Annotated in this window: 31 protein-coding genes; all 31 read right to left on the bottom strand. The window is 27.4% G+C overall.

What is annotated here, in order from left to right; translation table 11 throughout:
• Positions 1 to 605: sporulation transcription factor Spo0A (spo0A, locus tag ACRDBA_RS01140; protein ID WP_438571112.1), on the bottom strand; the 605-nt coding region annotated here is incomplete at its 3' end.
• A gap of 424 nt (positions 606 to 1,029) precedes the next feature.
• Complete coding sequence (gene spoIVB / locus ACRDBA_RS01135) at positions 1,030 to 2,220, bottom strand: SpoIVB peptidase (protein WP_438571111.1); 1,191 nt, start codon at positions 2,218 to 2,220, stop codon at positions 1,030 to 1,032.
• A gap of 173 nt (positions 2,221 to 2,393) precedes the next feature.
• A complete protein-coding gene (gene recN / locus ACRDBA_RS01130; RefSeq protein ID WP_438571110.1) occupies positions 2,394 to 4,094 on the bottom strand; it encodes a DNA repair protein RecN in 1,701 nt (566 codons plus the stop codon).
• 20 nt (positions 4,095 to 4,114) lie between these two features.
• Positions 4,115 to 4,564, bottom strand: a complete 450-nt coding sequence (locus ACRDBA_RS01125) for an arginine repressor (protein ID WP_438571109.1) — start codon at positions 4,562 to 4,564, stop codon at positions 4,115 to 4,117.
• Position 4,565: 1 nt separating this feature from the next.
• Positions 4,566 to 5,417 carry an NAD(+)/NADH kinase gene (locus ACRDBA_RS01120; protein ID WP_438571108.1) on the bottom strand — a complete coding sequence of 284 codons (852 nt, stop codon included), beginning with the start codon at positions 5,415 to 5,417 and terminating at the stop codon, positions 4,566 to 4,568.
• Between the two features lie 90 nt (positions 5,418 to 5,507).
• Complete coding sequence (locus ACRDBA_RS01115) at positions 5,508 to 6,317, bottom strand: TlyA family RNA methyltransferase (protein WP_438571107.1); 810 nt, start codon at positions 6,315 to 6,317, stop codon at positions 5,508 to 5,510.
• 16 nt (positions 6,318 to 6,333) lie between these two features.
• Positions 6,334 to 8,190, bottom strand: a complete 1,857-nt coding sequence (dxs, locus tag ACRDBA_RS01110; protein WP_438571106.1) for a 1-deoxy-D-xylulose-5-phosphate synthase — start codon at positions 8,188 to 8,190, stop codon at positions 6,334 to 6,336.
• 21 nt (positions 8,191 to 8,211) lie between these two features.
• Positions 8,212 to 9,081, bottom strand: coding sequence for a polyprenyl synthetase family protein (locus ACRDBA_RS01105; protein ID WP_438571105.1), 870 nt, complete (start codon positions 9,079 to 9,081; stop codon positions 8,212 to 8,214).
• Positions 9,068 to 9,292 carry an exodeoxyribonuclease VII small subunit gene (xseB, locus tag ACRDBA_RS01100; RefSeq protein WP_438571104.1) on the bottom strand — a complete coding sequence of 75 codons (225 nt, stop codon included), beginning with the start codon at positions 9,290 to 9,292 and terminating at the stop codon, positions 9,068 to 9,070. Before xseB ends, ACRDBA_RS01105 begins: the two co-directional genes overlap by 14 nt.
• Positions 9,293 to 9,304: 12 nt before the next feature.
• Positions 9,305 to 10,504 (bottom strand): exodeoxyribonuclease VII large subunit, encoded by a 1,200-nt coding sequence (gene xseA / locus ACRDBA_RS01095; RefSeq protein WP_438571103.1) that lies wholly within the window; start codon positions 10,502 to 10,504, stop codon positions 9,305 to 9,307.
• Positions 10,494 to 11,342 (bottom strand): tetrahydrofolate dehydrogenase/cyclohydrolase catalytic domain-containing protein, encoded by an 849-nt coding sequence (locus tag ACRDBA_RS01090; RefSeq protein WP_438571102.1) that lies wholly within the window; start codon positions 11,340 to 11,342, stop codon positions 10,494 to 10,496. Before ACRDBA_RS01090 ends, xseA begins: the two co-directional genes overlap by 11 nt.
• Before the next feature lie 30 nt (positions 11,343 to 11,372).
• Positions 11,373 to 11,777: a transcription antitermination factor NusB gene (gene nusB / locus ACRDBA_RS01085; protein ID WP_438571101.1), complete on the bottom strand. Its 405-nt coding sequence runs from the start codon at positions 11,775 to 11,777 to the stop codon at positions 11,373 to 11,375.
• Positions 11,778 to 11,901: 124 nt separating this feature from the next.
• On the bottom strand, positions 11,902 to 12,288 hold the full coding sequence (locus ACRDBA_RS01080) for an Asp23/Gls24 family envelope stress response protein (RefSeq protein WP_438571100.1): 387 nt from the start codon (positions 12,286 to 12,288) through the stop codon (positions 11,902 to 11,904).
• A gap of 87 nt (positions 12,289 to 12,375) precedes the next feature.
• On the bottom strand, positions 12,376 to 12,915 hold the full coding sequence (locus ACRDBA_RS01075) for a SpoIIIAH-like family protein (RefSeq protein ID WP_438571099.1): 540 nt from the start codon (positions 12,913 to 12,915) through the stop codon (positions 12,376 to 12,378).
• A 38-nt stretch (positions 12,916 to 12,953) separates the two neighbouring features.
• Positions 12,954 to 13,565 (bottom strand): stage III sporulation protein AG, encoded by a 612-nt coding sequence (spoIIIAG, locus tag ACRDBA_RS01070; protein ID WP_438571098.1) that lies wholly within the window; start codon positions 13,563 to 13,565, stop codon positions 12,954 to 12,956.
• A 13-nt stretch (positions 13,566 to 13,578) separates the two neighbouring features.
• On the bottom strand, positions 13,579 to 14,154 hold the full coding sequence (gene spoIIIAF / locus ACRDBA_RS01065; RefSeq protein ID WP_438571097.1) for a stage III sporulation protein AF: 576 nt from the start codon (positions 14,152 to 14,154) through the stop codon (positions 13,579 to 13,581).
• A 1-nt stretch (position 14,155) separates the two neighbouring features.
• Complete coding sequence (spoIIIAE, locus tag ACRDBA_RS01060) at positions 14,156 to 15,373, bottom strand: stage III sporulation protein AE (RefSeq protein WP_438571096.1); 1,218 nt, start codon at positions 15,371 to 15,373, stop codon at positions 14,156 to 14,158.
• A gap of 8 nt (positions 15,374 to 15,381) precedes the next feature.
• The gene (gene spoIIIAD, locus ACRDBA_RS01055; RefSeq protein ID WP_438571095.1) at positions 15,382 to 15,765 is read right to left on the bottom strand and encodes a stage III sporulation protein AD; all 384 of its coding nucleotides are present in this window, start codon (positions 15,763 to 15,765) and stop codon (positions 15,382 to 15,384) included.
• A gap of 8 nt (positions 15,766 to 15,773) precedes the next feature.
• Entirely contained in the window at positions 15,774 to 15,971 is a 198-nt protein-coding gene (spoIIIAC, locus tag ACRDBA_RS01050) for a stage III sporulation protein AC (RefSeq protein WP_438571094.1), read from the bottom strand.
• Positions 15,972 to 15,986: 15 nt separating this feature from the next.
• A complete protein-coding gene (spoIIIAB, locus tag ACRDBA_RS01045; RefSeq protein WP_438571093.1) occupies positions 15,987 to 16,505 on the bottom strand; it encodes a stage III sporulation protein SpoIIIAB in 519 nt (172 codons plus the stop codon).
• Positions 16,493 to 17,407: a stage III sporulation protein AA gene (gene spoIIIAA, locus ACRDBA_RS01040; RefSeq protein WP_438571092.1), complete on the bottom strand. Its 915-nt coding sequence runs from the start codon at positions 17,405 to 17,407 to the stop codon at positions 16,493 to 16,495. The genes spoIIIAB and spoIIIAA overlap by 13 nt, the downstream gene beginning before the upstream one ends.
• Positions 17,408 to 17,637: 230 nt before the next feature.
• Positions 17,638 to 18,000 (bottom strand): CD1247 N-terminal domain-containing protein, encoded by a 363-nt coding sequence (locus tag ACRDBA_RS01035; protein ID WP_438571091.1) that lies wholly within the window; start codon positions 17,998 to 18,000, stop codon positions 17,638 to 17,640.
• 105 nt (positions 18,001 to 18,105) lie between these two features.
• The gene (efp, locus tag ACRDBA_RS01030; protein ID WP_438571090.1) at positions 18,106 to 18,663 is read right to left on the bottom strand and encodes an elongation factor P; all 558 of its coding nucleotides are present in this window, start codon (positions 18,661 to 18,663) and stop codon (positions 18,106 to 18,108) included.
• Positions 18,664 to 18,824: 161 nt separating this feature from the next.
• The gene (locus ACRDBA_RS01025; protein ID WP_438571089.1) at positions 18,825 to 19,109 is read right to left on the bottom strand and encodes a hypothetical protein; all 285 of its coding nucleotides are present in this window, start codon (positions 19,107 to 19,109) and stop codon (positions 18,825 to 18,827) included.
• Between the two features lie 73 nt (positions 19,110 to 19,182).
• Positions 19,183 to 19,587, bottom strand: coding sequence for a hypothetical protein (locus ACRDBA_RS01020; protein ID WP_438571088.1), 405 nt, complete (start codon positions 19,585 to 19,587; stop codon positions 19,183 to 19,185).
• A complete protein-coding gene (locus ACRDBA_RS01015; protein WP_438571087.1) occupies positions 19,538 to 20,212 on the bottom strand; it encodes a hypothetical protein in 675 nt (224 codons plus the stop codon). The genes ACRDBA_RS01020 and ACRDBA_RS01015 overlap by 50 nt, the downstream gene beginning before the upstream one ends.
• Positions 20,213 to 20,229: 17 nt before the next feature.
• On the bottom strand, positions 20,230 to 20,706 hold the full coding sequence (locus ACRDBA_RS01010; RefSeq protein WP_438571086.1) for a hypothetical protein: 477 nt from the start codon (positions 20,704 to 20,706) through the stop codon (positions 20,230 to 20,232).
• On the bottom strand, positions 20,693 to 21,220 hold the full coding sequence (locus ACRDBA_RS01005; RefSeq protein ID WP_438571085.1) for a prepilin-type N-terminal cleavage/methylation domain-containing protein: 528 nt from the start codon (positions 21,218 to 21,220) through the stop codon (positions 20,693 to 20,695). The genes ACRDBA_RS01010 and ACRDBA_RS01005 overlap by 14 nt, the downstream gene beginning before the upstream one ends.
• On the bottom strand, positions 21,180 to 21,614 hold the full coding sequence (locus tag ACRDBA_RS01000; RefSeq protein WP_438571084.1) for a hypothetical protein: 435 nt from the start codon (positions 21,612 to 21,614) through the stop codon (positions 21,180 to 21,182). Before ACRDBA_RS01000 ends, ACRDBA_RS01005 begins: the two co-directional genes overlap by 41 nt.
• Positions 21,611 to 22,084, bottom strand: coding sequence for a type II secretion system protein (locus ACRDBA_RS00995; protein WP_438571083.1), 474 nt, complete (start codon positions 22,082 to 22,084; stop codon positions 21,611 to 21,613). Before ACRDBA_RS00995 ends, ACRDBA_RS01000 begins: the two co-directional genes overlap by 4 nt.
• Positions 22,084 to 23,078, bottom strand: a 995-nt coding sequence (locus tag ACRDBA_RS00990) for a type II secretion system F family protein (protein WP_438571082.1), incomplete at its 5' end; no start/stop codon positions are given. The genes ACRDBA_RS00995 and ACRDBA_RS00990, both read right to left, overlap by 1 nt.

The raw sequence follows: 23,078 nt of genomic DNA, 5'->3' as shown, positions 1-23,078 counted from the left end.
ATTGAAGGATATAATTCCTTAGTTACTGCTGATAATAATTCCATATCGTTTACTACCATTGTAATAGCTTCTCTTAAATACATATAACCCTTAATGTGAGCTGGCACACCAATTTCATGTATTATATTTGTTATTTCTGTTTCTAAATCTAATGGACCTTTTGAATGTGAGTTGTTGTCACTTTCAACTATAGTAGTTTGTTTTCTTATGCTTTCTGTAGTAGTTCCATTAAACATTTCTCTAATTCTCTTTGTAAATACATCCATATCAAAAGGTTTAACTACGTAGTAATCTGCACCTAAAGTAATAGCTCTTTGAGTTATTTTGTCTTGTCCTACTGCAGATAACACGATTATTCTTGGAATTTTTTCTAAATCCATTGAATTTAACTTTTCTAAAACTCCTAACCCATCTAAATGTGGCATTATTATATCTAAAACCACTAAATCAGGCTTCTTTTCCTCAATTAACGTTAATGCTTCTCTACCATCTTTTGCAACACCAGTTACAACAATGTCTCTTTGATTAAGTAGATAGTCATTAAGAATACTACAAAATTCTTTGTTGTCATCAGCTATTAAAACTGATATCTTTGATCCATTCATGTTTTTCTCCCCTTCTTCCCATTATATTCCACACTTATACATTTAGTTATTTTAATAAATTATTATAATATCTTCTATTCTTAGATTATTTATATAATATTCTCTAAAAATTCATTTATTCCAAATAATTATTAAAATTATAAGTTAAAATCAGTAATTTAATATTATTATATCATAACTTATTATATATTAATAGTTTTTTTACATTTTTTTGAAAAAGATATTATAAAATTTATTTATTATACCCTTATATTTCTTTAATTTGTAATTTAATCCTATTAAAAGCAATTTTTATTTGTCTAAATTTATTATAATAATTAATAGCTTAAATATATTTTCATAAAATGTCAATATTTTTTTCTAAAAAATCAGAATTTATGTAATTTTAAAATAAAACACCGAAATTTATTCGATGTTTTATTGTTTATTGAATTACTCCAGCATCTTGAAGCATCCATTCAATATAGATTCCATAACCTACATCAGGCTTATTTATTAATACATGAGTTACAGCTCCTATTATCTTATCATCTTGAATTATAGGGCTTCCACTCATTCCTTGAACTATCCCACCTGTTTTTTCTAAGAGCTCGGGATCTGTAACTTTAATTACCATACTTTTTGGACCTGGTTTATCTTGAGCTAATAATTTTACTATTTCAATATCATATTCCTTTGGTCCCTTTTCATCTAATGTTGTAATTATTTTAGCAGGACCTTCTTTTATTTCACTTCTAAAGCCTACTTTTAAAGGTTTATTGTAAAGATTATTAACTAAACTTTCATTAGTTATTCCAAAAATTCCAGATTGAGTGTTTTTTTCTATAACACCTATATTAGTTTTATCATTACTAAATAGTCCCTTTAGCTCTCCTGGAGCTCCTTTTTCACCTTTTCTAACACTTATAACTGATGATGATAATAATTCACCCTTTTTAATTACAAATGCTTTATTAGTGTCTCCATCTGTAATAGGATGACCTAATGCACCAAAGGTTGAAGTCTCCTTATGGTAAAAGGTTAATGTTCCTATTCCTGCTGTAGAATCTCTTACCCATAGTCCTAACTTATATTCACCATCTTCTTCTAAAAGTTCTACATTCTTTTGTGCTAATTCATCATTTCTTAAGTATTCAACTTCTATATTTGATGTGTTTAAGGATTTTATTTTTTTTGCCAAATCTTTAGAGCTTGTAATTTCTTCTCCATTTACCTTTGTTAATATATCCCCTAATTCTATCCCAGAATTTTTCCCAGGGCTTTCGACTTTTCCTTCACTAGTTTCAATTTCTGAATGTCCTACAACTAATACTCCCTTCGTAGATAATCTTACACCTACACTAGTTCCTCCTGGATAGACTTCTAAATCATTAACTTTTGTTACAGGAATAGACTTTAAAGGTACTAATCCTAAAAAATTAATTTTTAAGTCTTCTGCTGTATATTTTAAATTATTAAAGACACTTAACTTTGGTAAAGAAATATCCTCTTCTTCGATAGTGTCATTTACATAAACTCTATCAGGAATATTTCTTAAACTAAAGACAGCAATTAAACCCAGAATCAAGATTGGAGCAATTATAATGCTTAAATATTTTATTTTCTTTCCAGTCATAGTATCTCCTCCTTTGCTTCTGTTTTTAATTTTCCCCACTAAGATTTTTATATGCTATCGTAACATTGTAATAAAAGTTAAATATTTAATATAAATAGATTTTTAAGATAAAAAAATAAAATCATGGTAAATTACCATGATTTTAGTGTGTACATTTTTCAATATGTTATGTATTAATTATAGTTTTTTCTTATTTCTTCTTTTTTTAATTCTGCAAATGCAACCATTTCACTTGCATTTTCTAAAGTAACATCACTTACTTCGTCTCCACTTGTCATCTTAGCTATTTCTTTTATCTTATCATATTTAGTAAGTGTTCTTATTTCAGTAAAGGTTTTTCCATCTTGAACCTTTTTAGAAACGAAATAATGACAATCTGAAAGAGCTGAAATTTGAGGAAGATGAGTAATACAAAGAACTTGGTGCTTAGTTGATACTTGATACATTTTTTCTCCAACTCTTTTAGCAATTGTTCCACTTATTCCTGTATCAATTTCATCAAAGATTAATGTTGGTATCTTATCCTTATCAACAAATACACATTTTAAAGCTAACATAATTCTTGATAGTTCTCCTCCTGATAACACCTTTTCTAATGATTTTAAAGGTTCTCCTGGATTAGTTGAAACTAAGAAAGTAACATCATCAAAACCTTTGCTATTAAAATTATCAAGCTTATCTACTTGTATTTTTATAACAGCTTTTTCTAATCCTACATAAGAAAGCTCTTCTTTAATTTCTTTTTCTAAAATTAAAGCTTTTTCACTTCTTATTTTATGAAGCTTTTCTCCAATTACTTTCATTTCATCAATAATTTTTTCTGATTTCTCTTTTAACTCTAAAATTATTTCTTCTGAATTAATTAATTCATCATATTGATTTTTTAATTTATTAAAGTATTCTAAAACATCTTCTACTGTTTCACCATATTTTTTCTTATATAAACTTATTTCATATATTCTTCCATTAATTTTTTCTAGGGCAGCTTCATCATAATAAACTTCCCCCATTAGGTCTCTAATTTCTCTTGAGGCTTCTTCTATAATATAAAGAGCCCCTTCTATTTCTTCTCTTTTAACCTTAATTTTTTCAAAATGCTCTTCTACAAAAGATAATTCATTTACTACCTTAGATATTCCTTCAATTACAGCTACTCCTTGCTGTGGTGCATCTAAAATAGCATATGACTTTCCTAAGGCTAAAGAAATCTTTTCAGCATTAGATAAAAGATTAAATTCTTCTCTAAGCTCTTCTTCTTCACCAGATCTTAATTTAGCTTTTTCTATATCTTCGATTTGAAATTTTATATAATCTAAAAGCTTATCTCTATCATCATTACCTTTTAATTTATTTATCTTTTCATTTATTTCATCATATTGGCTTTTTAATGAATTAAAGATGTTTAATTCATTTTCTAAGTTTTCTCCACAAAAACTATCTAAGTAATAAATGTGAGCTCCTTTATTTAAAAGGTTTTGATTTTGATGTTGACCATGTATGTCTAATAGCTTCTCTCTAATCTTCCTTAAATATGATAACGCTATAGATTTACCATTTACTTTAATTATGCTTTTACCTGTTATTGTAGTTTCTCTAGAAATAATTAATATATCTTCCTTTTCTATATCTAGTTCATCTAAAATTAAATGTACTTCTGTTTCCTGAGTTGAAAAAACAGCTTCAACAAAGGTTTTTTCCTCTCCATACCTAATTAAATCCTTAGAAAATTTACCACCTAAAACATAATCAATAGTATCTATTAAAATAGATTTACCTGCACCAGTTTCTCCTGATAGTATATTAAACCCTTCTCCAAACTCTACTGATAACTCTTGAATTAAAGCAAAGTTTTTGATGTTTAATTGTAATAACATTTTACCCCACCTCTATAAGATTATAAAATCATATTTCTAACCTTTGTAACAAGCTCTTCTGCCTTTTCTATATTTCTTACTAAAATAAAAATAGTATTATCCCCTGCAATTGTACCTGCAACTTCTGTATCAAATAAAGTATCTATAGCTTCTGCAACAGCATTAGCTGATCCTGTAAGTGTTTTAACTACTACAAATTTATCTACGTTTTCAACTGAAACAGCTGCGTTAGCTAATATACTTGATAATTTATCATTTATATCTTTTTGTTCCTTAGTTGAAGCTATATATTTATAATTACCTGATAAACTTTGCATTTTTACTAGTTTAAGCATCTTTATATCTCTTGATACAGTTGCTTGAGTTACATCAAAACCTGCTATTTTAAGTTCTTCTGCAAGATCTTCTTGAGTTTCTATATCTTTTTCACTTATTATTTCTAAAATTTTATTATGCCTTTTTGATTTCATATTAATCACCTTCATATTCCTTTGAATTATTTAAAATTTTCGTCCTTAATACTTTAAAATAATCATAATCCTCTAGTAAAACAATTTTTGCTTTTTGTTTAGATTTATATATATTTATAACAGATTCATAGTTACATCTAATTGCCTTTTGACCATCAAAGGTTATATACACATCCTCATCGCCACTATCTACACTAATTTGAATCTTACTATCACTATTAAGCACTATAGTTTGCATTCCTTTAGTATGAGCACAAATAGGTGTAACTGTAATAACATCTACATCTGGATAAACAAATGGACCTCCTGCTGAAAATGAATATGCTGTAGATCCTGTTGGCGTAGCTATTATTAGTCCATCACCTTTAAATGTATAATACCTTTTTCCATCAATAAAAACATTGAATTTTACCATTCTTGATAAAGTTCCCCTAGCTACTACTATATCATTTAATGCCTTATACTCTATTTCATCATCCTTTGTAGATAATGAGCATTGAAGTAAAATTCTATCTTGTAATGTATATTTTTCTTCTCTTATCTTTTTAGCTGCAGATTTTAAATCTGATATTTCAACACTTGATAAAAACCCTAAGTTTCCTATGTTTATTCCTAATAAAGGAGTATCTGATATACCATTGATATCCCTAGCTACCCCTAAAATAGTTCCATCTCCACCTAAGACAACAATTAAGTCAAAATCTCTTTTGATGCAATATTCCCTTATATCTAAGTTGCTAACAATTAAAATGTTTGCATTCGGGAATTCTTTTTTTAATTTTAATTTAACATCTTCTGCAACATCTCCAGTTTTATCCTTTGACTTATTTACTGCTATTGCTATATTTTTCATATATTCCCCTTGCTTTTATTAAAGCTTCTCCCTTTATATAAAATTAAATAAAAACTCCAAAACAAAGTTTTGGAGTTTCATTAATAATCTTTATAAAGTATTATGAGATGCTTCAACAACTTCATTTATATCTTCCATTTTAAAATTAGTTTCTTTATTAGTGTCCTTGCTAAAGTAAACTAAATATTCTATATTTCCTTCTGGCCCTTTTATAGGTGAATAACTAACTCCAATAATATTTAAATTTTCTTTTAATAAGTGTTCTACAATTGTAGTAACTACTTCCTTGTGAACATTAATGTCTCTAACTACGCCTTTTTTACCTACTTTTTCTCTTCCTGCTTCAAATTGTGGCTTTATTAAAGCAACAACTTCACCATCATCTTTTAAAAGATTAATTGTAGCTGGCATTATCTTTCTTAAAGATATAAAAGATACATCTATAGATGCAAAATCTAATTTTTCACCAATATCTTCAGGAGTTACATATCTTATATTTGTTCTTTCCATACATACTACTCTTTCATCAGTACGTAATTTCCATGCAAACTGTCCATATCCAACATCCACTGAAAAAACTTTACTTGCACCACTTTGAAGCATACAATCTGTAAAGCCTCCTGTTGATGCACCTATATCCATACATACCTTGTTATCTAATGATATATTAAATTCATTCATTGCCTTTTCTAATTTCAATCCGCCTCTACTTACATATTTTAAAGTTTCACCTTTAAAAAATATATCAGCTTCTACACTTACTCTTTCTCCAGCTTTATCAACCCTTTGTCCGTCAACAAAAATTTTCCCAGCCATAATATTCGTTTTTGCACGTTCTCTTGAAGTAAAAATCCCCTTTTCTACTAAAAGGATATCTAATCTCTCTTTTTTTATTGACATACTTATCTCCTTTATCTTATAGTTCTGAAACTATTTTTTCAATTCCAGCTACATCTAAATTAGCTTCTTTGTATAATATTTTAACATCTCCATGTTGAATAAATTCATCTTTATAGCCTAGAATTTCAAACTTATTCTTAAGACCTAATCCTTGTGCTAATTGAAGCACATTAGCTCCAAATCCACCCTTAATAGCATTATCTTCTATAGTTATTATCTTATAATCATTATTAACTATTTCTTTTAAACATTCTACATCCATAGGCTTAACAAATGTTGCACTTATTATAAGAGGATTAATTCCCTTTTTTACAAGCTCTTTTTTAGCTAGTATTGCATGTTGAACCATTTTACCAACTGCTATAATTGCTATTTTTTCACCATGTGATACCTTTTCCCATTTTCCATAAGTAATTTCTTTTATTTCATTTACTTCTTCAGTACAATCTCCACCCCTTGGGTATCTTATTGCAACAGGTGAATTACTATCTACAGCCCACTTAAGCATTAAAGGAATTTCATTTAAATGCTTTGGTGCTAACACAGTCATATTTGGTATTAAACTTAAATATGATAAATCAAAGACTCCCTGATGGGTTTCTCCATCTTCTCCAACTATACCTGCCCTATCTATCGCAAATACAACTGGAAGATTTTGAATACATACATCATGAATTATTTGATCAAATGCTCTTTGTAGGAATGTTGAATAAACTGCAAAAACTGGTCTTATACCTTGGCTAGCCATACCAGCTGCTAAAGTTGTTGCATGTTCTTCTGCTATTCCAACATCAAAAAATCTATTAGGATACTTTTGAGAAAACTCCTTTAATCCTGTTCCATCTGGCATAGCAGCTGTTATAGCAACTATTCTTTCATCATTTTCTGCAAGTTCAATCATTGAATCTCCAAAGACCTTTGAATAATTCTTTGAACATTTAGCTTTAAATGCTTCACCACTTTCTAAATCAAATGGTGTAACTCCATGAAATTTCTTCGGATTTTTTTCTGCTAATTCATATCCTTTTCCCTTGTGAGTCATGACATGAATAATTACAGGCCCATCTATTTGCTTAGCCTTTCTCATTACATCATTCATTGTATCTATATCATGACCATCTATAGGACCTATATATTTCAATCCCATATCTTCAAAAAGCATTGATGGTACAACAAATTGCTTTATACTATCTTTAAATCTTGAAAGATAATGTGCAACCTTTTTACCAACATTCGAAGAACTTAATGTAGAATTTATATCTGATTTTAACTTATTATATCTAGGTTCCATTCTAAGATTATTTAAATGTGAGGATACACCTCCAACATTATGGGAAATAGACATTTGATTATCATTTAATATAACAATCATCTTTGTCTTATTAAACCCAACATCATTTAATGCTTCAAGAGCCATCCCACCTGTTAACGCACCATCTCCAATTACTGCTATTACATGATTGCTTTTACCCATTATATCTCTAGCTCTAGCCATACCTAATGCAGCTGAAATAGATGTGCTACTATGTCCTGTATCAAAAGAATCATACTTACTTTCGCAACGCTTAGGGAAACCGCTCATTCCACCATATTGTCTTAAAGACTTAAATCCTTCTTTTCTTCCTGTAAGTATTTTATGTATATAACTTTGGTGCCCAACATCCCAAACAACTTTATCTTCTTCTAAATTAAAGTTATTAAAAATGCTTAATGTTAATTCAACTACACCAAGATTAGAGGATAAGTGTCCTCCTGTTTTTGACACAGTATCAATTAAAAATTCTCTTATTTCTCCAGCTAATACTTCTAATTCTACTACTGATAATTCCTTTACATCTTCTGGAGAATTTATTTTATCTAATAATCTACCCATAATAAAACCTTTCCTTCGTACTTAATTTTCCCTTTCTAACAAATCAAGAGTTAAGGATTTTAAATCACTTCCATCAACAGATAATTTTTCTAAAAGACTTATACATTCTTCAGTTAAAGATCTACACTTGCTTTCGCAATATTCAATACCAAAAATTGATACAAAATTAGATTTTTGATTATTTTCATCACTTTTAGTGTTTTTACCTAATTTCTTTACATCTCCAACTAAATCAAGTATATCATCCTTTATTTGAAATGCTAATCCTAAATTTTCCCCAAAGTGACTAAGTATTTCAATATCTTCCTTTGATGCATTACCTAATATTGCTCCTGCAACTAAAGAAACCCTTATTAATTCACCTGTTTTCTTTAGATGCATATATTTTAACTCATCCTTTGATATTACTTTTCCTTCATTAATAATATCTACAACTTGACCGCCTATCATTCCTTCTGGTCCTGCTGCTTCTGCTATTTCTTTTGAAGCTATTAATGCTTTTTCTCCATTTTTTAAAGAATAAGACATCATTAAACTCATTGCTTCATTTAACAACGCATCACCAGCAAGAATAGCAATATCTTCACCAAACTTTTTATGGTTTGTAGGCATTCCTCTTCTCAAATCATCATTATCCATACATGGTAAATCATCATGTATTAATGAATAAGTGTGAATCATTTCAATTGCAGCTGCCATATCTAATATATGTTTTGGATCTTCCTTATAAAGATTATAAGCTAGCATCATTAAAATAGGTCTTATTCTTTTTCCACCTATATTTAAGCTATAGCTTGCTGAATCATATATTAACTTATTATAGCTTCCTTTATCAACAAAGTAATTATTTAAATATTCATTTATTATTTCCCTATAATTATTTACTCTCATCTTCCCTTGATATCTCCACTTCCATATTGTCTTTTATTGTGACTAATTTTCCTTCTAAGGAGTTTAGAGTTTTATATAACTTATTAACTAGCTTTACTCCATTTTCATATTTCTTCATAGAGTCTTCTAAAGATAACTCTCTTTCTTCTAAGCTTTTTAAAAGATCTTCTAAATTATCCATCATATCATTATAACTTTCTTTCTTAGCCATTACATCAACCCCTTATTTATAAATATTAAATTCGCCCTCTACTTTACCATCCTTTAAAACTATACTAATTGATTTTTTTTCTTCTAAATCTTTTATAGATGATATTATATTTTCTTCATCATCTTGAATAATTGCATATCCCTTTTTTAATGTATTAATTGGATTATGTACATTTAGTAAATTATTTATATTTTCAATCTTAAGCTTTTCATTTTCTATCTTATTTTTCATGATTCTATTTAATTTATCAAATAAACTATCAATCTCTACATATGAATTAGCAATTATGCTTATAGGGTTGTTATTTTTTAAAACCCTTACTAACGCATCGAGTTTTTCAGATTCTTGTCTTATCTTTAGCTCCATTAACTCTGTCATTCTTTCTTTATATCCTAGTAATCTATTATTTATATCACTTTGCATAGGTACAGCTATTTCTGCTGCTTGAGATGGTGTAGCTGCTCTTAAGTCACTGACAAAATCTGAAATCGTGAAATCAACTTCATGACCTACAGCTGAAATAATAGGTATTTTAGATTTAAAAATCTCTATTGCTAACTCTTCTTCGTTAAAGTTCCAAAGTTCTTCTATTGAACCTCCGCCTCTACCTACTATTATAACATCTACATTTTTTTTATTGTTAAAAAATTTTAAACCTTTTATTACACTTTTATATGCATCTTCTCCTTGAACCTTTGCTGGATATAATACAATATCTACTAAAGAGCTTCTTCTTCTAGCTACATTTATTATGTCTTTTATTACAGCTCCTGTTTCTGAGGTAATTACACCTATTCTCTTTGGCATTTTGGGAATTTCTTTTTTATATTCTTCATCAAAATATCCTTCTTTTAGTAGCTTTTCTTTTAATCGCTGAAACTTTATATGTAATGAACCAACTCCCTCTTCACTCATACTATCTATATATAATTGAAGAGAACCAGTACCGCCATATATAGAGCATCTTCCAGATACAATAACTTCCATTCCATCCTTTAAGTCAAACTCTAAATCTATTGCTCTATTTTTAAACATTACACAATTTATTTTGCTAGTAGAATCCTTTAATGAAAAATATATGTGCCCACTTGTATGGTATTTTAAATTAGAAATCTCTCCTTTTACAGAGAGATTATTTAAAATAAAATCATTATCAAGGATTTTTTTTATATAATTATTTACTTCTGAAACCGATAAGGTCTTAATTTTCATTTTTATCTAAAGCCTCACATGAATTTTTTATAAGTAATGTTGTAGTTAATGCTCCAACGCCACCTGGTACTGGAGTAATAAAGGAAACTTTATCTTTTACTTCATCAAAGTTTACATCTCCTGTTATTTTTCCATTATATGATGATGTTCCAACATCAATTACAACTGCACCTTCTTTAACAAAATTACTATTTATAAACATTGGCTTACCAATAGCAACTACTAAAACATCAGCTTTTTTACATATAGCTTCTAAATTTTTAGTTCTTGAATGACAAATTGTAACTGTAGCATTCTTTTCTAAAAGAAGCTGTGCTACTGGTTTTCCAACTATATTACTTCTTCCTAAAACTACTACATCTTTTCCTTCTAAAGCTATATTATAGCTTTCTAAAAGTGTAATAATAGAATTAGGTGTACAAGGTAGGAAATTAGCATTACCAGTATATAATCTTCCTTGACTATTATATGTTAAACAATCTATATCTTTATTTATATTAATTGTATTTATAATTTTCTTTTCATCTAGATTGCTAGGTAAAGGTAATTGTATTATTATTCCGCTAATATTACTATCATTATTTAGCTCTTCTATTTTATTTATTAAATTTTCTTCTTTAATATCTTCTTCTAACATTACCTTTTCAAAACCACAGCCTAGTGATGTAGCTACTTTTTCTTGACTATTCATATAGTAAATTGAACCACCATCATTTCCTACAAGGACTGATGCAATCTTTGGTATTTTTTTATTTTCTTCAATTCTTTTTTCAATAAATAATTTTATATCTTCTTTTATTTGTAATGCTACTTTTCTTCCATCTATAATTTGCCCCATTTAAACTCCCCCTTTTAACTCACTTTTATATTAGTTGTTTTTAAATGCTTTATCTAATACTCCATTAACAAATGATACACTTTTTTCATCTGAGTATCTTTTAGTTAACTCAATAGCTTCATTTATTGCAACTTTTCCTGGAATATCTTCTACAAATTGCATTTCAGCAATAGCTAATCTTAAAATAGTTAAGTTAACTTTTGAAATTCTTTCAAGCTTCCAATTAGTTAAAGCTGATTCTATTTTTTCATCTATAGCAGTTATGTTTTCTCCAACAACAGTTAATATTTCTTTTATGTATTCTAAATCTATAGTCTTTAAGTCCATTTCATAATCTTCTATGAACATTTCCATTGTTTCTTCTAAAGTGTTTTTACTTAATGTCATTCCAAAAAGTAATTCCATCGCTAATTCTCTTGATCTCTTTCTATTCATATTGTCCTCCTAAGTTTTCCTCTAATTATATTATTAACATCTATAAAGTAAGTTAATCATGTATATACTACAATAAAATTCTTTAAAGCACAAGGAAACACCCTCTGAAAATCAGAGGGTGATATTAATTTTCCTTAATTTCTTCTTTTTCTTGCTTTGGTAAGTAAATGCTTTGAACACTTATATTTACAGAATCAACCTTTAATCCAGTCATAGCTTCAACAGTTTTCTTTACATTTTCTTGTACTGAGTTAACTACTTCTGGTATTTTAATTCCATACTCAACTGCAACATTTAAATCAATGATTGCACTATCTTCACCTAAAGTAACCTTAACACTCTTACCTGAATGTTTTTTACCTTTTAATAAATGTGATATGTTATTACCAACGGCTTGTTGAGTTTCAACAACACCTTCTATTTCCTCAGCTGCAATACCAGCTATTACACTTACAACTTCATCTGAAATTTTAACGATTCCAAGATTCTCATCTTTGTTTATATTTTCCATTTACTTTACCTCCTAATTACTTTACAATGAGCAAAGCAGTTTTTCTTATGTTCATTATATCAAACCACTTGTTAGATTACAACGGAATTATTTCTTAAGTTCTATTATAACATCACTAATTGTTGCTACATCTTCAACTATTTCTTGAATTACAGCACTATCTTCATCTGTAACTTCTTCAGCTTTAACAACAACTCTTACTTTATTTCCTTCAATAAAGCATAATACATCTTCAAAACCTTTATTTTTAACGTTTAACTCTATTCTTCCTTCTTTATCTTTTAACATAGTTTTTTCTGTTAATTCAGCAGTTGCAAGATCTTTTTGTTCTTGTGAAGTGTTAACATCAGCTATTATAGCATTTAATTGTTGAGTAGTAGCTGCATAACCTTGTTCTTTTTCATTTCTTAAACCAAATAAGTAATCATTGCTTCCTAAAGTTTCTTTGTCATTTTTCTTATCGTCTTTTTTATCTTCTTTCTTATCTCCTGCAGTATCCTCTGATAATACTTGGCTAAAGTCTGTTGGATCATTTAACCCACTTGTGTTTAGTTTTGCTGATAGAACTCCTACACACACTATAAGAGCCATAAGTGTAAAAATAATTCCAAATTGTTTTTTTGTCATGATAAAATCCCCCCATCTAATTCTCTTTTAATTATATGCTATCTTTGCATAGGATATACATTTACTTTGTCTAAGGAAAGTCCATAAAGACTAGAAATTGCTGTTTGAATATCATATTTTACCTTTTCACTTTCAGCTCCTTCTGCCACTATCACTATACCTGTTATCTGCGGTTTATATGTTTGCAATATAAATGGTTCATTTTCTGATCCATTTCCACTCATTACTATTTTGCTTCCATCTGTTTGTTGTTCTTGTACTCTTTTGCCACCATCTCTATCTGCCTCTTCAGTTACTGAAACTTGGGTGTTTTGATCTATTGCAGGTACTTTAACTTCCCCACTTGCAAAATGCATCATTACTTCTACTTCACCAACACCATCCATTTTGTTTAAGATGCTTACAAGCTCTTTTCTTTGAGTTTCTTCATAGCTTAAAATTTCTTTAGACTTTGTACCATCTTCACTTGTATTAGCTATAGCACTTTCTACTCCACCGTTAGTAGGTGATGTAGATTTCTTTCTGCCAGTTGTTAAAAAACTTACAGCAAGTAATACAAAGGCTAGTACTAGTGCAATAGTTACAATATTAAGAAACTTTTTGTCATTAATAATTTTAGTAAATTCATTTTTAAAATTATCCTTTCCCATTTTCTCCCCCCTCTTACTCTAAACTATACACTTCTATTTTATCCTTAGGTAAATTAAGCGTTTCTTCTAAGTAACTTATAATTTCAGCTTCACTTTGTATCTCTTCTTCAGATGCCATAACTTCACTTGTGTCATCTCCTATTTGTATCTTTTGTATCTTCTTAATTCCTTTTTCTTTTACTCCTATTGAGACGTTATCTATACTATAATTCATACTTTCTAAATTAATACTGCAAGAAATATCACTTGCAAACTCCATATCCTTAAATTTTTCTTCTAATATCTTTTGGCAATTTTTATCTAAGTTATCTTTAAATACTTTTTCTTTCTTAATATCTACTGTATTCTCTTTTTCTTCATTTATTACTGCTATATAATCATCTTGATACTTTGATATATTTGATACTATTTCACTTTCATCCTTACTAAAAATTGCTACAATAGGATTTAACATTACAGATATTAATATTAATCCTAAAACAAACTTTAAATATTTTTTTATACTACTTTCTGGAGCTACTAATTCTATAGCTGTCATAAGTAATAGCATTGAAACTAATGTAGTTATAAAACCTTTTAATATCTCCACATTAACCTCCTATTATAAATTTACCTGCCGAAGCCATAATGGCTATTAAAATAAAGAACATTAAGCTTACAGATAGCACACAGGACATAATTAATATTAATGATTCTCCTGCTGCTGCAATTGAATTTGTTATACGCTTATCACTTATTGGTTCAATTACTGCTGCTGATAGCTTATAAACTAAAGTCATTAATGTAAGCTTTACTATCGGATAAAGCATAAGTAAAATTATTACTACCAGTCCAATAGAGCTAACGGCATTTTTAATTATTAATGAATATCCTGCTACTGTTGATATTGCATCTGAAAATGATTTCCCTACAATAGGAATAAAATTATCAATTGCAAATTTTGCTGTTTTTAATGTTACTGCATCTATAGTAGATGCGGATATCCCCCTAACTGTTAACAATCCAATGAATACAGTTAAAATTAATCCTTGCATCCACAAGGTTATTTGTTTCATTAACTTACATAAATTATCTATCTTATATTCTGTTGAAATATTATTAGCAAATTGTAGAACAAAGGTCATTAAAATTAATGGAATAATCACATTAAGATATATTCTTGGCAATAATATTGTAGCTCCTAAGATAATAGGATCCATTGTTGCAGCTTGAGCAAAACCTCCAGCTGAACCTAGCATTATAACTAAAATAGGCAATATTGCTGCCATAAAGTTTGATATTTCTACTATAATATCCTTTGCAATGGATATGGATACTATAAAGCTTTTTGAAAGTATAACAATTAATAATGCATAACAAGCAAAAAATGCTATATTTGAAATGCTATCATTTGAAAAAGCATTTTGTAGATTTTTTAATAAAGAACATATAATAGCTAGTACAACAATCCCTAATGTTAGTGATAATACAGTTTTTACTTCTCTAAATAAAAAGCCTACAATCATATCACCTATATCTTTAAAGGAAAGATTACCCTCTCCTGTTTCTATATAGCTTTTAAAATATTCTACTGGATCTAATTCATTTAAGATCTCTACATCAGTCTTCATATTATTTATATAGTTATATAAACCTTCTAACCTCATTTGTACATCTTCGTCTTGAAGAATTTCTTCTGAATTTATATTGTAATTGTTGTTTTCATCATTTACTGCATAAGTACTTTTAATAGGCAGCGTAAATATACTAACAATTAAAACAATACTTAAAATAATAATCTTGTTAACTATTTTTTTTCTTATTTTCATAACATCACCTACAATATCTGTAGAATAGAATCTAAGACTGCCATTAATATTGGAACTGCTAAAGCAAGTATTAATATTTTACCTGCAAAATCAACCTTTGAAGCAATACTTCCAGCACCTGCATCTTTACATATCTCACTGCAAAAAGATGTTAAATAAGCTATAGCTAATATTTTTAACACTATCCCTATATAAACTAAATCTATATTAGCTTTATCTGCAATACTTTTTATAAAAAGCAGTACATTGTTAAGCTCTCCTACTACGGAAAGAAAAATAATGCATCCAGCTACAAGGGATATTAAAACTGCTATATCACTTCTTCTATCTTTAAACAGCATAACCATGAATAAAGCAACAAATGCAAAGGATACTATTTTTATAATCTCCATATTATCACCTATAACATAAACATCGTTCTTATTGTATTAAAAAGGTCCCCTATTAGCCCTATTACTGTGATTAATATTATTACTACTCCTGCTATGTTAGTAATAACTGCTATGTCATCCTTTCCGCTACTTTTCAAAACCTTGTCTAATACTATAATGAGTATCCCCATTGCCCCAATTTTAAATATAATGTTCACATCAAGCATTAAATTATTCCCCCTCTATAATAAAAATATTGAAATCATTGCTCCTAAACATGCTCCAATTGCCCTATACATTTTTGTATTCTTTTTAGCTACAGCCTCTGATTCCTTACAGCACATTTTAATATTTTCAATTGTTAAATTAAATATCTTATCTTGTCCATAAATTCCTGACTCCCCTAAAGACTTAAAAAAATCAGATAATATTATTTCATCTTCACTTGATAAATAAAATCTATCTTTCATTTTTTTATATTCCTCCTTAAAGGTTTCATAAACACTTAGGTATTTTCCTTCTGTTAAATTTTTCGAGATATTAACTAGTAAGTTTCCCACAGGGTTTTCAACCTTTATACCAACATAGTTTAAAGCTTCTGGCAAAGGTGTATTAGCATAAATTATTTCATTATTTAAAAGTAAAAGTGATTTTAATATTTCATTTAATTGCCTACTTCTTTTTTTAAAACTATCTCCAAAATAGAATCCCATATAAGTAAAAGACAAGAAAATTATTATTATTGCTATTATTTTAAGCATTTTACCTCCCCTTTAGAATCAACTTCATATATTTTTTCTATAGTTCCAACACCACGTCGATTACTTAACACTACAACCCTATCTAAAATAGAATTTTCAAGTAGATCTTTAAAAACCTTTCTCTTATAAATATCCTCAATGCTATATCCGTGTAGAGTTACAATAATGTTTACTCCAGAATTAAAGGCCATTAATAATGCTTCTATATCTCCTTTAGTTCCTATTTCATCACAAATTATAACTTCTGGAGATAAGCTTCTTATAGCCATTAGCATTCCTTCTCTTTTTAAACAGTTATCTAAAACATCACAACGCAAACCTAGATCCATTTGCGGTATTCCTTTAAAGCATGCTGCAATTTCACTTCTTTCATCTATTACAGAAACCTTCCTAGGCTTTAAGTCTAAAAGTGGCATCCCATTAGATATGTTTCTTGTAATATCTCTTAATATAGTTGTCTTCCCACATTTAGGTGGTGAAATTATAAGGGTATTAAAAATTTGTTCTTTAGAAGTTATAAATCTCATTAATTCATTTGAGCAGCCTTTAACTTCTCTGCAAACCCTTATATTTAGAGATGCAATATTTTTTATAGTTCTTATTTTTCCATCTATAAAAACACATTCACCAGCAAGTCCAATTCTATGTCCACCTTTAATAGTTAAATAACCTTGTTTTATTTCCTCTTCATAAGCATATAAAGAATAGTTAGATATCTTCATCAGTATTTGTTTCATATCTTCACTAGTTACTATATAATCAAGTATTTCTTCTCCATTAAAGGTATTTATAATTACTGGTTTTTCTAATTTGATTCTTATCTCTTGTAGCTTTTCAACTTCTTTTATAAGGGAAGTTAATTTTAAAGGTAATATCTTTAACAATTCAGCACAACACTCCATATTCATCACTTCCTTTTCTAATGTACTTCTATAAATTTATTAGCTTATATCACATAATATTCATAATAATAATTAAATATGTAAAATATTTCTTATCTACATAATTTTTTTACTATTTTAAAATTCTCTTTAACTTATAATATTTACTGTTAAGTAACTTTATACTTATCTTTTGTAAAAAACATAAATAAAAAAAGCTACTCTTTCGAGTAGCTTTATATTTTCTTAGCTTAGTTAGCTGTAGTTGAGCAAAATGGACATGGAATTTCCTTTTTGCTATTTAATGATTCCTTTTCAACAAATAAAGGCTTGTTGCAGTTTTTGCAATTTATTTCTATGTACTCATCTTCAAAGTCACTTAACTCATCAAATGATACCTCTTCAAATAGCTCTTCTTGTAAATCAGTAAGATCTTCATCCATGTATTGTACATTTTCTTCCAAATATTCTTGTCTTAATATTGTATCTTCAACCTTACCTGAAATTTTTTCTAGAATGTTTGTTATTTTAGTATATATTTCTCTATTATTTTTGTCATCAATCTTAGATATAACATCTTTTAATGCTTCAATATCATTATTAATTTCCTTCATTTTTCACACTCCCTTTTCTTTACTATCTATGTAAATTATACACCATTTTTCATTATTTTATAATAAAAAATGCTAAGTTCATAAGAACTTAGCATAAGATACGTATTAAACTCTTTCCATGTAATCCCCAGTTCTTGTATCTACTCTTATTGTATCTCCTTCATTAACGAACATTGGAACGTTAACAATTGCACCAGTTTCTAATGTAGCTGGCTTTAATGAGTTAGTAGCAGTGTTTCCTTTTATTCCTGGGTCTGCTTGAGTAATTTGTAACTCAACAAAGTTTGGAGCTTCAACTGAGAAAGCTTCACCTTTGTAGAATTTAATTATAGCAAACATGTTTTCTTTTAAGTATTTAATAGCGTCTTCTACTTTTTCAAAGTTTAAAGGAATTTGCTCAAATGTTTCTTGATCCATGAAGTAGTATAGTTCTCCATCTGAATAAAGATATTGCATTTCCTTTCTTTCAATTACAGCTTCTTGTAATTTAGCAGTTGGGTTAAATGTAGTATCTGTAACTCCACCTGAGATAACATTTCTTAACTTTGTTCTAACAAAGGCAGCACCCTTCCCTGGTTTAACATGTAAGAAGTCAATAACTGTAAAAACTTGTCCTTCATGTTCGAAAGTTGTACCTTTTCTTAAATCTCCTGCTGATATCATAAAATATCCCTCCAAAATAACTTAGATTCATTATTTATTATAACCCGTAGGTTACTTATGTAATCATAACCTCAACTATGATATGACATAACAAAAATATTTTATCAAAATTAATAAGTAAATGCAAATATTTAAGGTAACTTAATTAAATATTCCCTTCATTATTTACTTTTTAAGTGTAAATTTAACAAAACTTCTTTATTTTCATAATTTATTTCATAGTCGCTAATAATAAAATCTCTTAATAAATTTAATTTATTTAAAACTTCTTCCTTCTCTCCTTTTAAAGAAATATTTATATTCCAATGATTTTCTTCTTTTATTAAGGATATAATTGAAAGTTTTTCATCATTTCCTATATAACTATAAATATCTTTTATACTATTATAATTAGTTTCTTCTTTAACAAAATTTATAGTTTGAACACTTTCATTTTTTGAATACAAAAGAATTCCTACTTGTAGTATTGTTATTATGGCTAAAAATATTCCTATAATTTTATTTTTTATATCTTTTTTATTATTGAACATTTATTTTATAATTTCCTTTATCATTTTTTTCAAGTGATCTTATATTTAAATTTTCTTTTTCTTCAAAATTTGATGCATCTTCTAATGTCGGAAAGTTTATTTCACCTAAATTATTTTTAATTTTCATATATAGTATTTTATTATCTATCAAATTTAACCAATTAATTAAGCTCTCTCTTTTATCCTCTATTAATACTAAATTTTCATTTATCTTAATAGATGAATCTACTGGTTCTATTATTGTTTTTATTTTACTTATCGAAAGAGGTATTAAAAATAAATTTATAATGAACATCAGTAAAATCCCTCTTTTGTTCCCATTCCTTCTCTCATCACTTTTGTTTCTAATAAAGCTTTCTGGAATAAAATCTTTGTTTTTTAAAAAGCCTCTCATTTACTAACTCTCCTATTTTTAAATACTTAATAGATTTAAATTTAAAATCCTCAATTTCTTCATCTTTATTTAAATTATAATCAAGTATAATATCATTTAAATCTGTCTTATGCTTATTTACATAACTACTCATTTCATCTTTACTCTTTGTTACATATGTATTTAATATATATCCATTAACAACGTTAATAATATAATACATTTCTTTGATCTTTGTTAATGATACATAATTTCTGCAACCTCTTAATCTTTTGTAAATTTCTCCCTTTATAAAAAACTGTATTGGTATTATTTCTAATGTCCTTACCCTCTTGATAATCAGCTCTACTATCTTAAGTTTCTTAACTGAATAAACGAAAACTATTTTATTTGTTTTTGAATATTCATAATGAAAAAGTAAATCATCATCTAAAGAAAAATCTCTTGAAATAACTTCATCAACATATTCATCTAAAATATTATTTTCGCCTTCAAATTTATAAGTTTTTATAAGTAAAGGTTCTTCTAGTATAATTATTTTAATATTTTTCCCTATTTTATTTACTAATTCTGTATCCTCTTTGATTTCATACATATCCCCATTATATACATACCTATCTTTTTCAACTCCAATTACATTAATCATTCTTAAACCCTTTCCTTCTATATATTAACGAAATCAGTTTTGTAATACTTAGGAACTAAAATAATTTTTTCTTCATTATTTTCAGTTATTAACTTAGCTTCTAAGTGTATTTTTTTTATACTTTTTAATCTATTATGTTCTAACCTTATATAACTATCTCTAATAATAATAGATATCATTGTATTTTTATCATATTTATATATATAATAAAAACTTTGAAATTCATCACCTAATAAATTATTGGAGATCTTCCTTTTTACATTATCAATTATCTCTACCGAGGAATTTATAAATTCCTCAGCAGACACAATTGCATCCTCATACTCTAAAGAAATACTCCTAACATCATCATCAACCTGATAAAATTCAGCCTTTCTAAAATTATTTATAGTCATAGCTGTAATCATTCCAGTTACAGATAAAGTCATAATAGTTATAGCAATTACCTCTAATGTAATGAATCCATCCTTTTTAATTTTCTTACAAACATTCAATTCTACTTTCTCCTGACTTATGGATCATAATAATATAAAACAATTTTTCCTTTTTTATTATTTTAAAGCTTTCTATATCCTTAGCAATAACATTAGTTGTTGTTTGAATAATTCCTGTATTACTTGAAACTGTATTTAAATCTAATCTGTCGTTAACTAGATTAAATTTTATTACTTTATCTATAGTTATATTTTCAAATGTATCATCTACAACATATTTAACTCTTATTTCACCTAAAGTATTTCCCCTATCTTCTCTTATATAAATACTTTTAATTCTATCTCCTCTTAAAACTCTATTAATAGTAATTACTGCATCATCTAAATAATCTCTTGAGTTAAAGAGGGATTCTGATTTTATATATACTTCATAAGCTTTTAATACTAAAGTTGTACTTAATGATAGAAGTATTAATGATATAAATATTACTATTATGCATTCTAAAATTGTAAATGCTTTTCTTTTTTTAAATTTATACTTCCATCCATAATGATTTAATAAATTCCTCTTCATATTTAATAATTTCCTCGCCAAAATCTATATTAAAAACTATTACATATTTCTCTATCCGTCCATTTTTTATTGTCTCTACTTTTTTAATTACAATATTATTACCTTCTCTAAAATCCACTAATCTCTTATTAGTTAAATCTAAGAGAAATTCATTATAATATTTAAAAGATAATTTATTCTCTTTTATTAATTCATTAACTTCCACTAACGTATAATTGTACTTTAACTCGCTTATAATGCTAAAACTAATACTACTTATTTCTTGTTTTATCTTTCTCTTTGCAGATGATTTTTCTAATGCTATAGTTGTATTCATAATTAATGCAGCTAAAATACATAATGTAAAAATTCCAATTACAGTTTCTATTATCATACTTCCCTTTTTATTTCTCATCTTAAAATCTCAACCTTATCTAGTTCATTTATTGTAATAATATCATTTCCCACTGCAATAGTTATCTTTAGTTTATCTTTTCCATTTTCTTTAACAGTGATAGTTCCTGCAGTACTTATATATCCATCAGCAGTTATCAAAATCCAAACGTTACTTCCAAATGATTTATGAACTGTATATCCCTCTGGCATATTAATTGACTTTATCGGCTTATTTTCTATACTTTCTGTTGAAAAAATCATATACTTCCCTTTACTATCAATCATAATCCGCCCTTTCTCCTTTACTCTTTTGCAATAAGCCTTAGATAAACTCAATGTGTCTTTTATTTCATAAGCTAAATTATTAATAATAATCTTATTTTTAATATTAATTATTGTTCTCCCTACTTTTACACCTAATGACAACAAAATCATCATTATAAATAAGGATGCTAAAACTTCAATTATTGTAAATGCCTTTTTCTTCATTAAACTACACCACCTAAAAGAGTATTAAAAAGTGGTATTACAAATACAACTACAAAAGTTAATACTAATAACGCCATAAAAATTATCATCGTTGGTTGAATTAATTTTAGCAATTTATCTATTAAATTTATTATTTTTTCTTCTATTTCTATTGATAATGTCATTAGTCTTTCATCTATATTTCCACTAGACTCTCCTAGTTTTATCATAGAAACAGTGTATTTGCTGCAACTATTACTTTCATATATTGCTGATGCCAATGTATTCCCCAGTAAAATTTTTTTATTTATTTTTAATAAACTGCTCTTTACATTATTGTTACCAAATAAATCAAAGCTCCTAGAGCAATAATCTAAACCTGTTGATATGTTTATTCCACTATTAACTATGGTTGATATTAATGATATAACCATATATTCATTAAAAAGCTTTATTATTTTAAGCTTTAATAAATACTTCTTTAAGTACTTTTCCCAAAACAACTTTAATACTAATAAGGGTATAAGTATTCCCCAGGTAAAAATATAAGTAATAAATAAAATTCTATCTTTTCTAAATACTTCTAATAATTTATAAACTAGTGTAAATATTTTAGGTGGTTCTACTCCAGTTGATAAGTATATATCATAAAAACTAGGTATTATAAATGATATAAAAAATATAGATAAACCTATTAAAGATATAAAGATAAATAGTGGATACATAAGTGCATCTTTAACCTTCTTTTTTATCATTATAAGTTTTAAATAATACTCCTCTATTCCTTTCATAAGCTGAGGTAACCTACCACTTTTTTCTCCAATAGACACCATAGAAATAAAAAACTCTGAGTATAATTCTTTATTACTTTTAAGTGCCTCTTCTAAACTTTTTCCTATACTTATTAAACTTTCCATATTGGTAATGCTTTCTTTATATGACTTTGATAACGGAAGTTCTTTTAGTAATTCCATTATCCCTAAGAAGTGAATTCCTTGATTGTATAATTTAGATA

It is taken from the genome of Clostridium sp., assembly GCF_051654825.1.
GTDB lineage: Bacteria > Bacillota > Clostridia > Clostridiales > Clostridiaceae > Clostridium.
The sequence above is the reverse complement of the archived record's forward strand: the minus strand, read 5'-3'. Positions and strand labels throughout refer to the sequence as shown.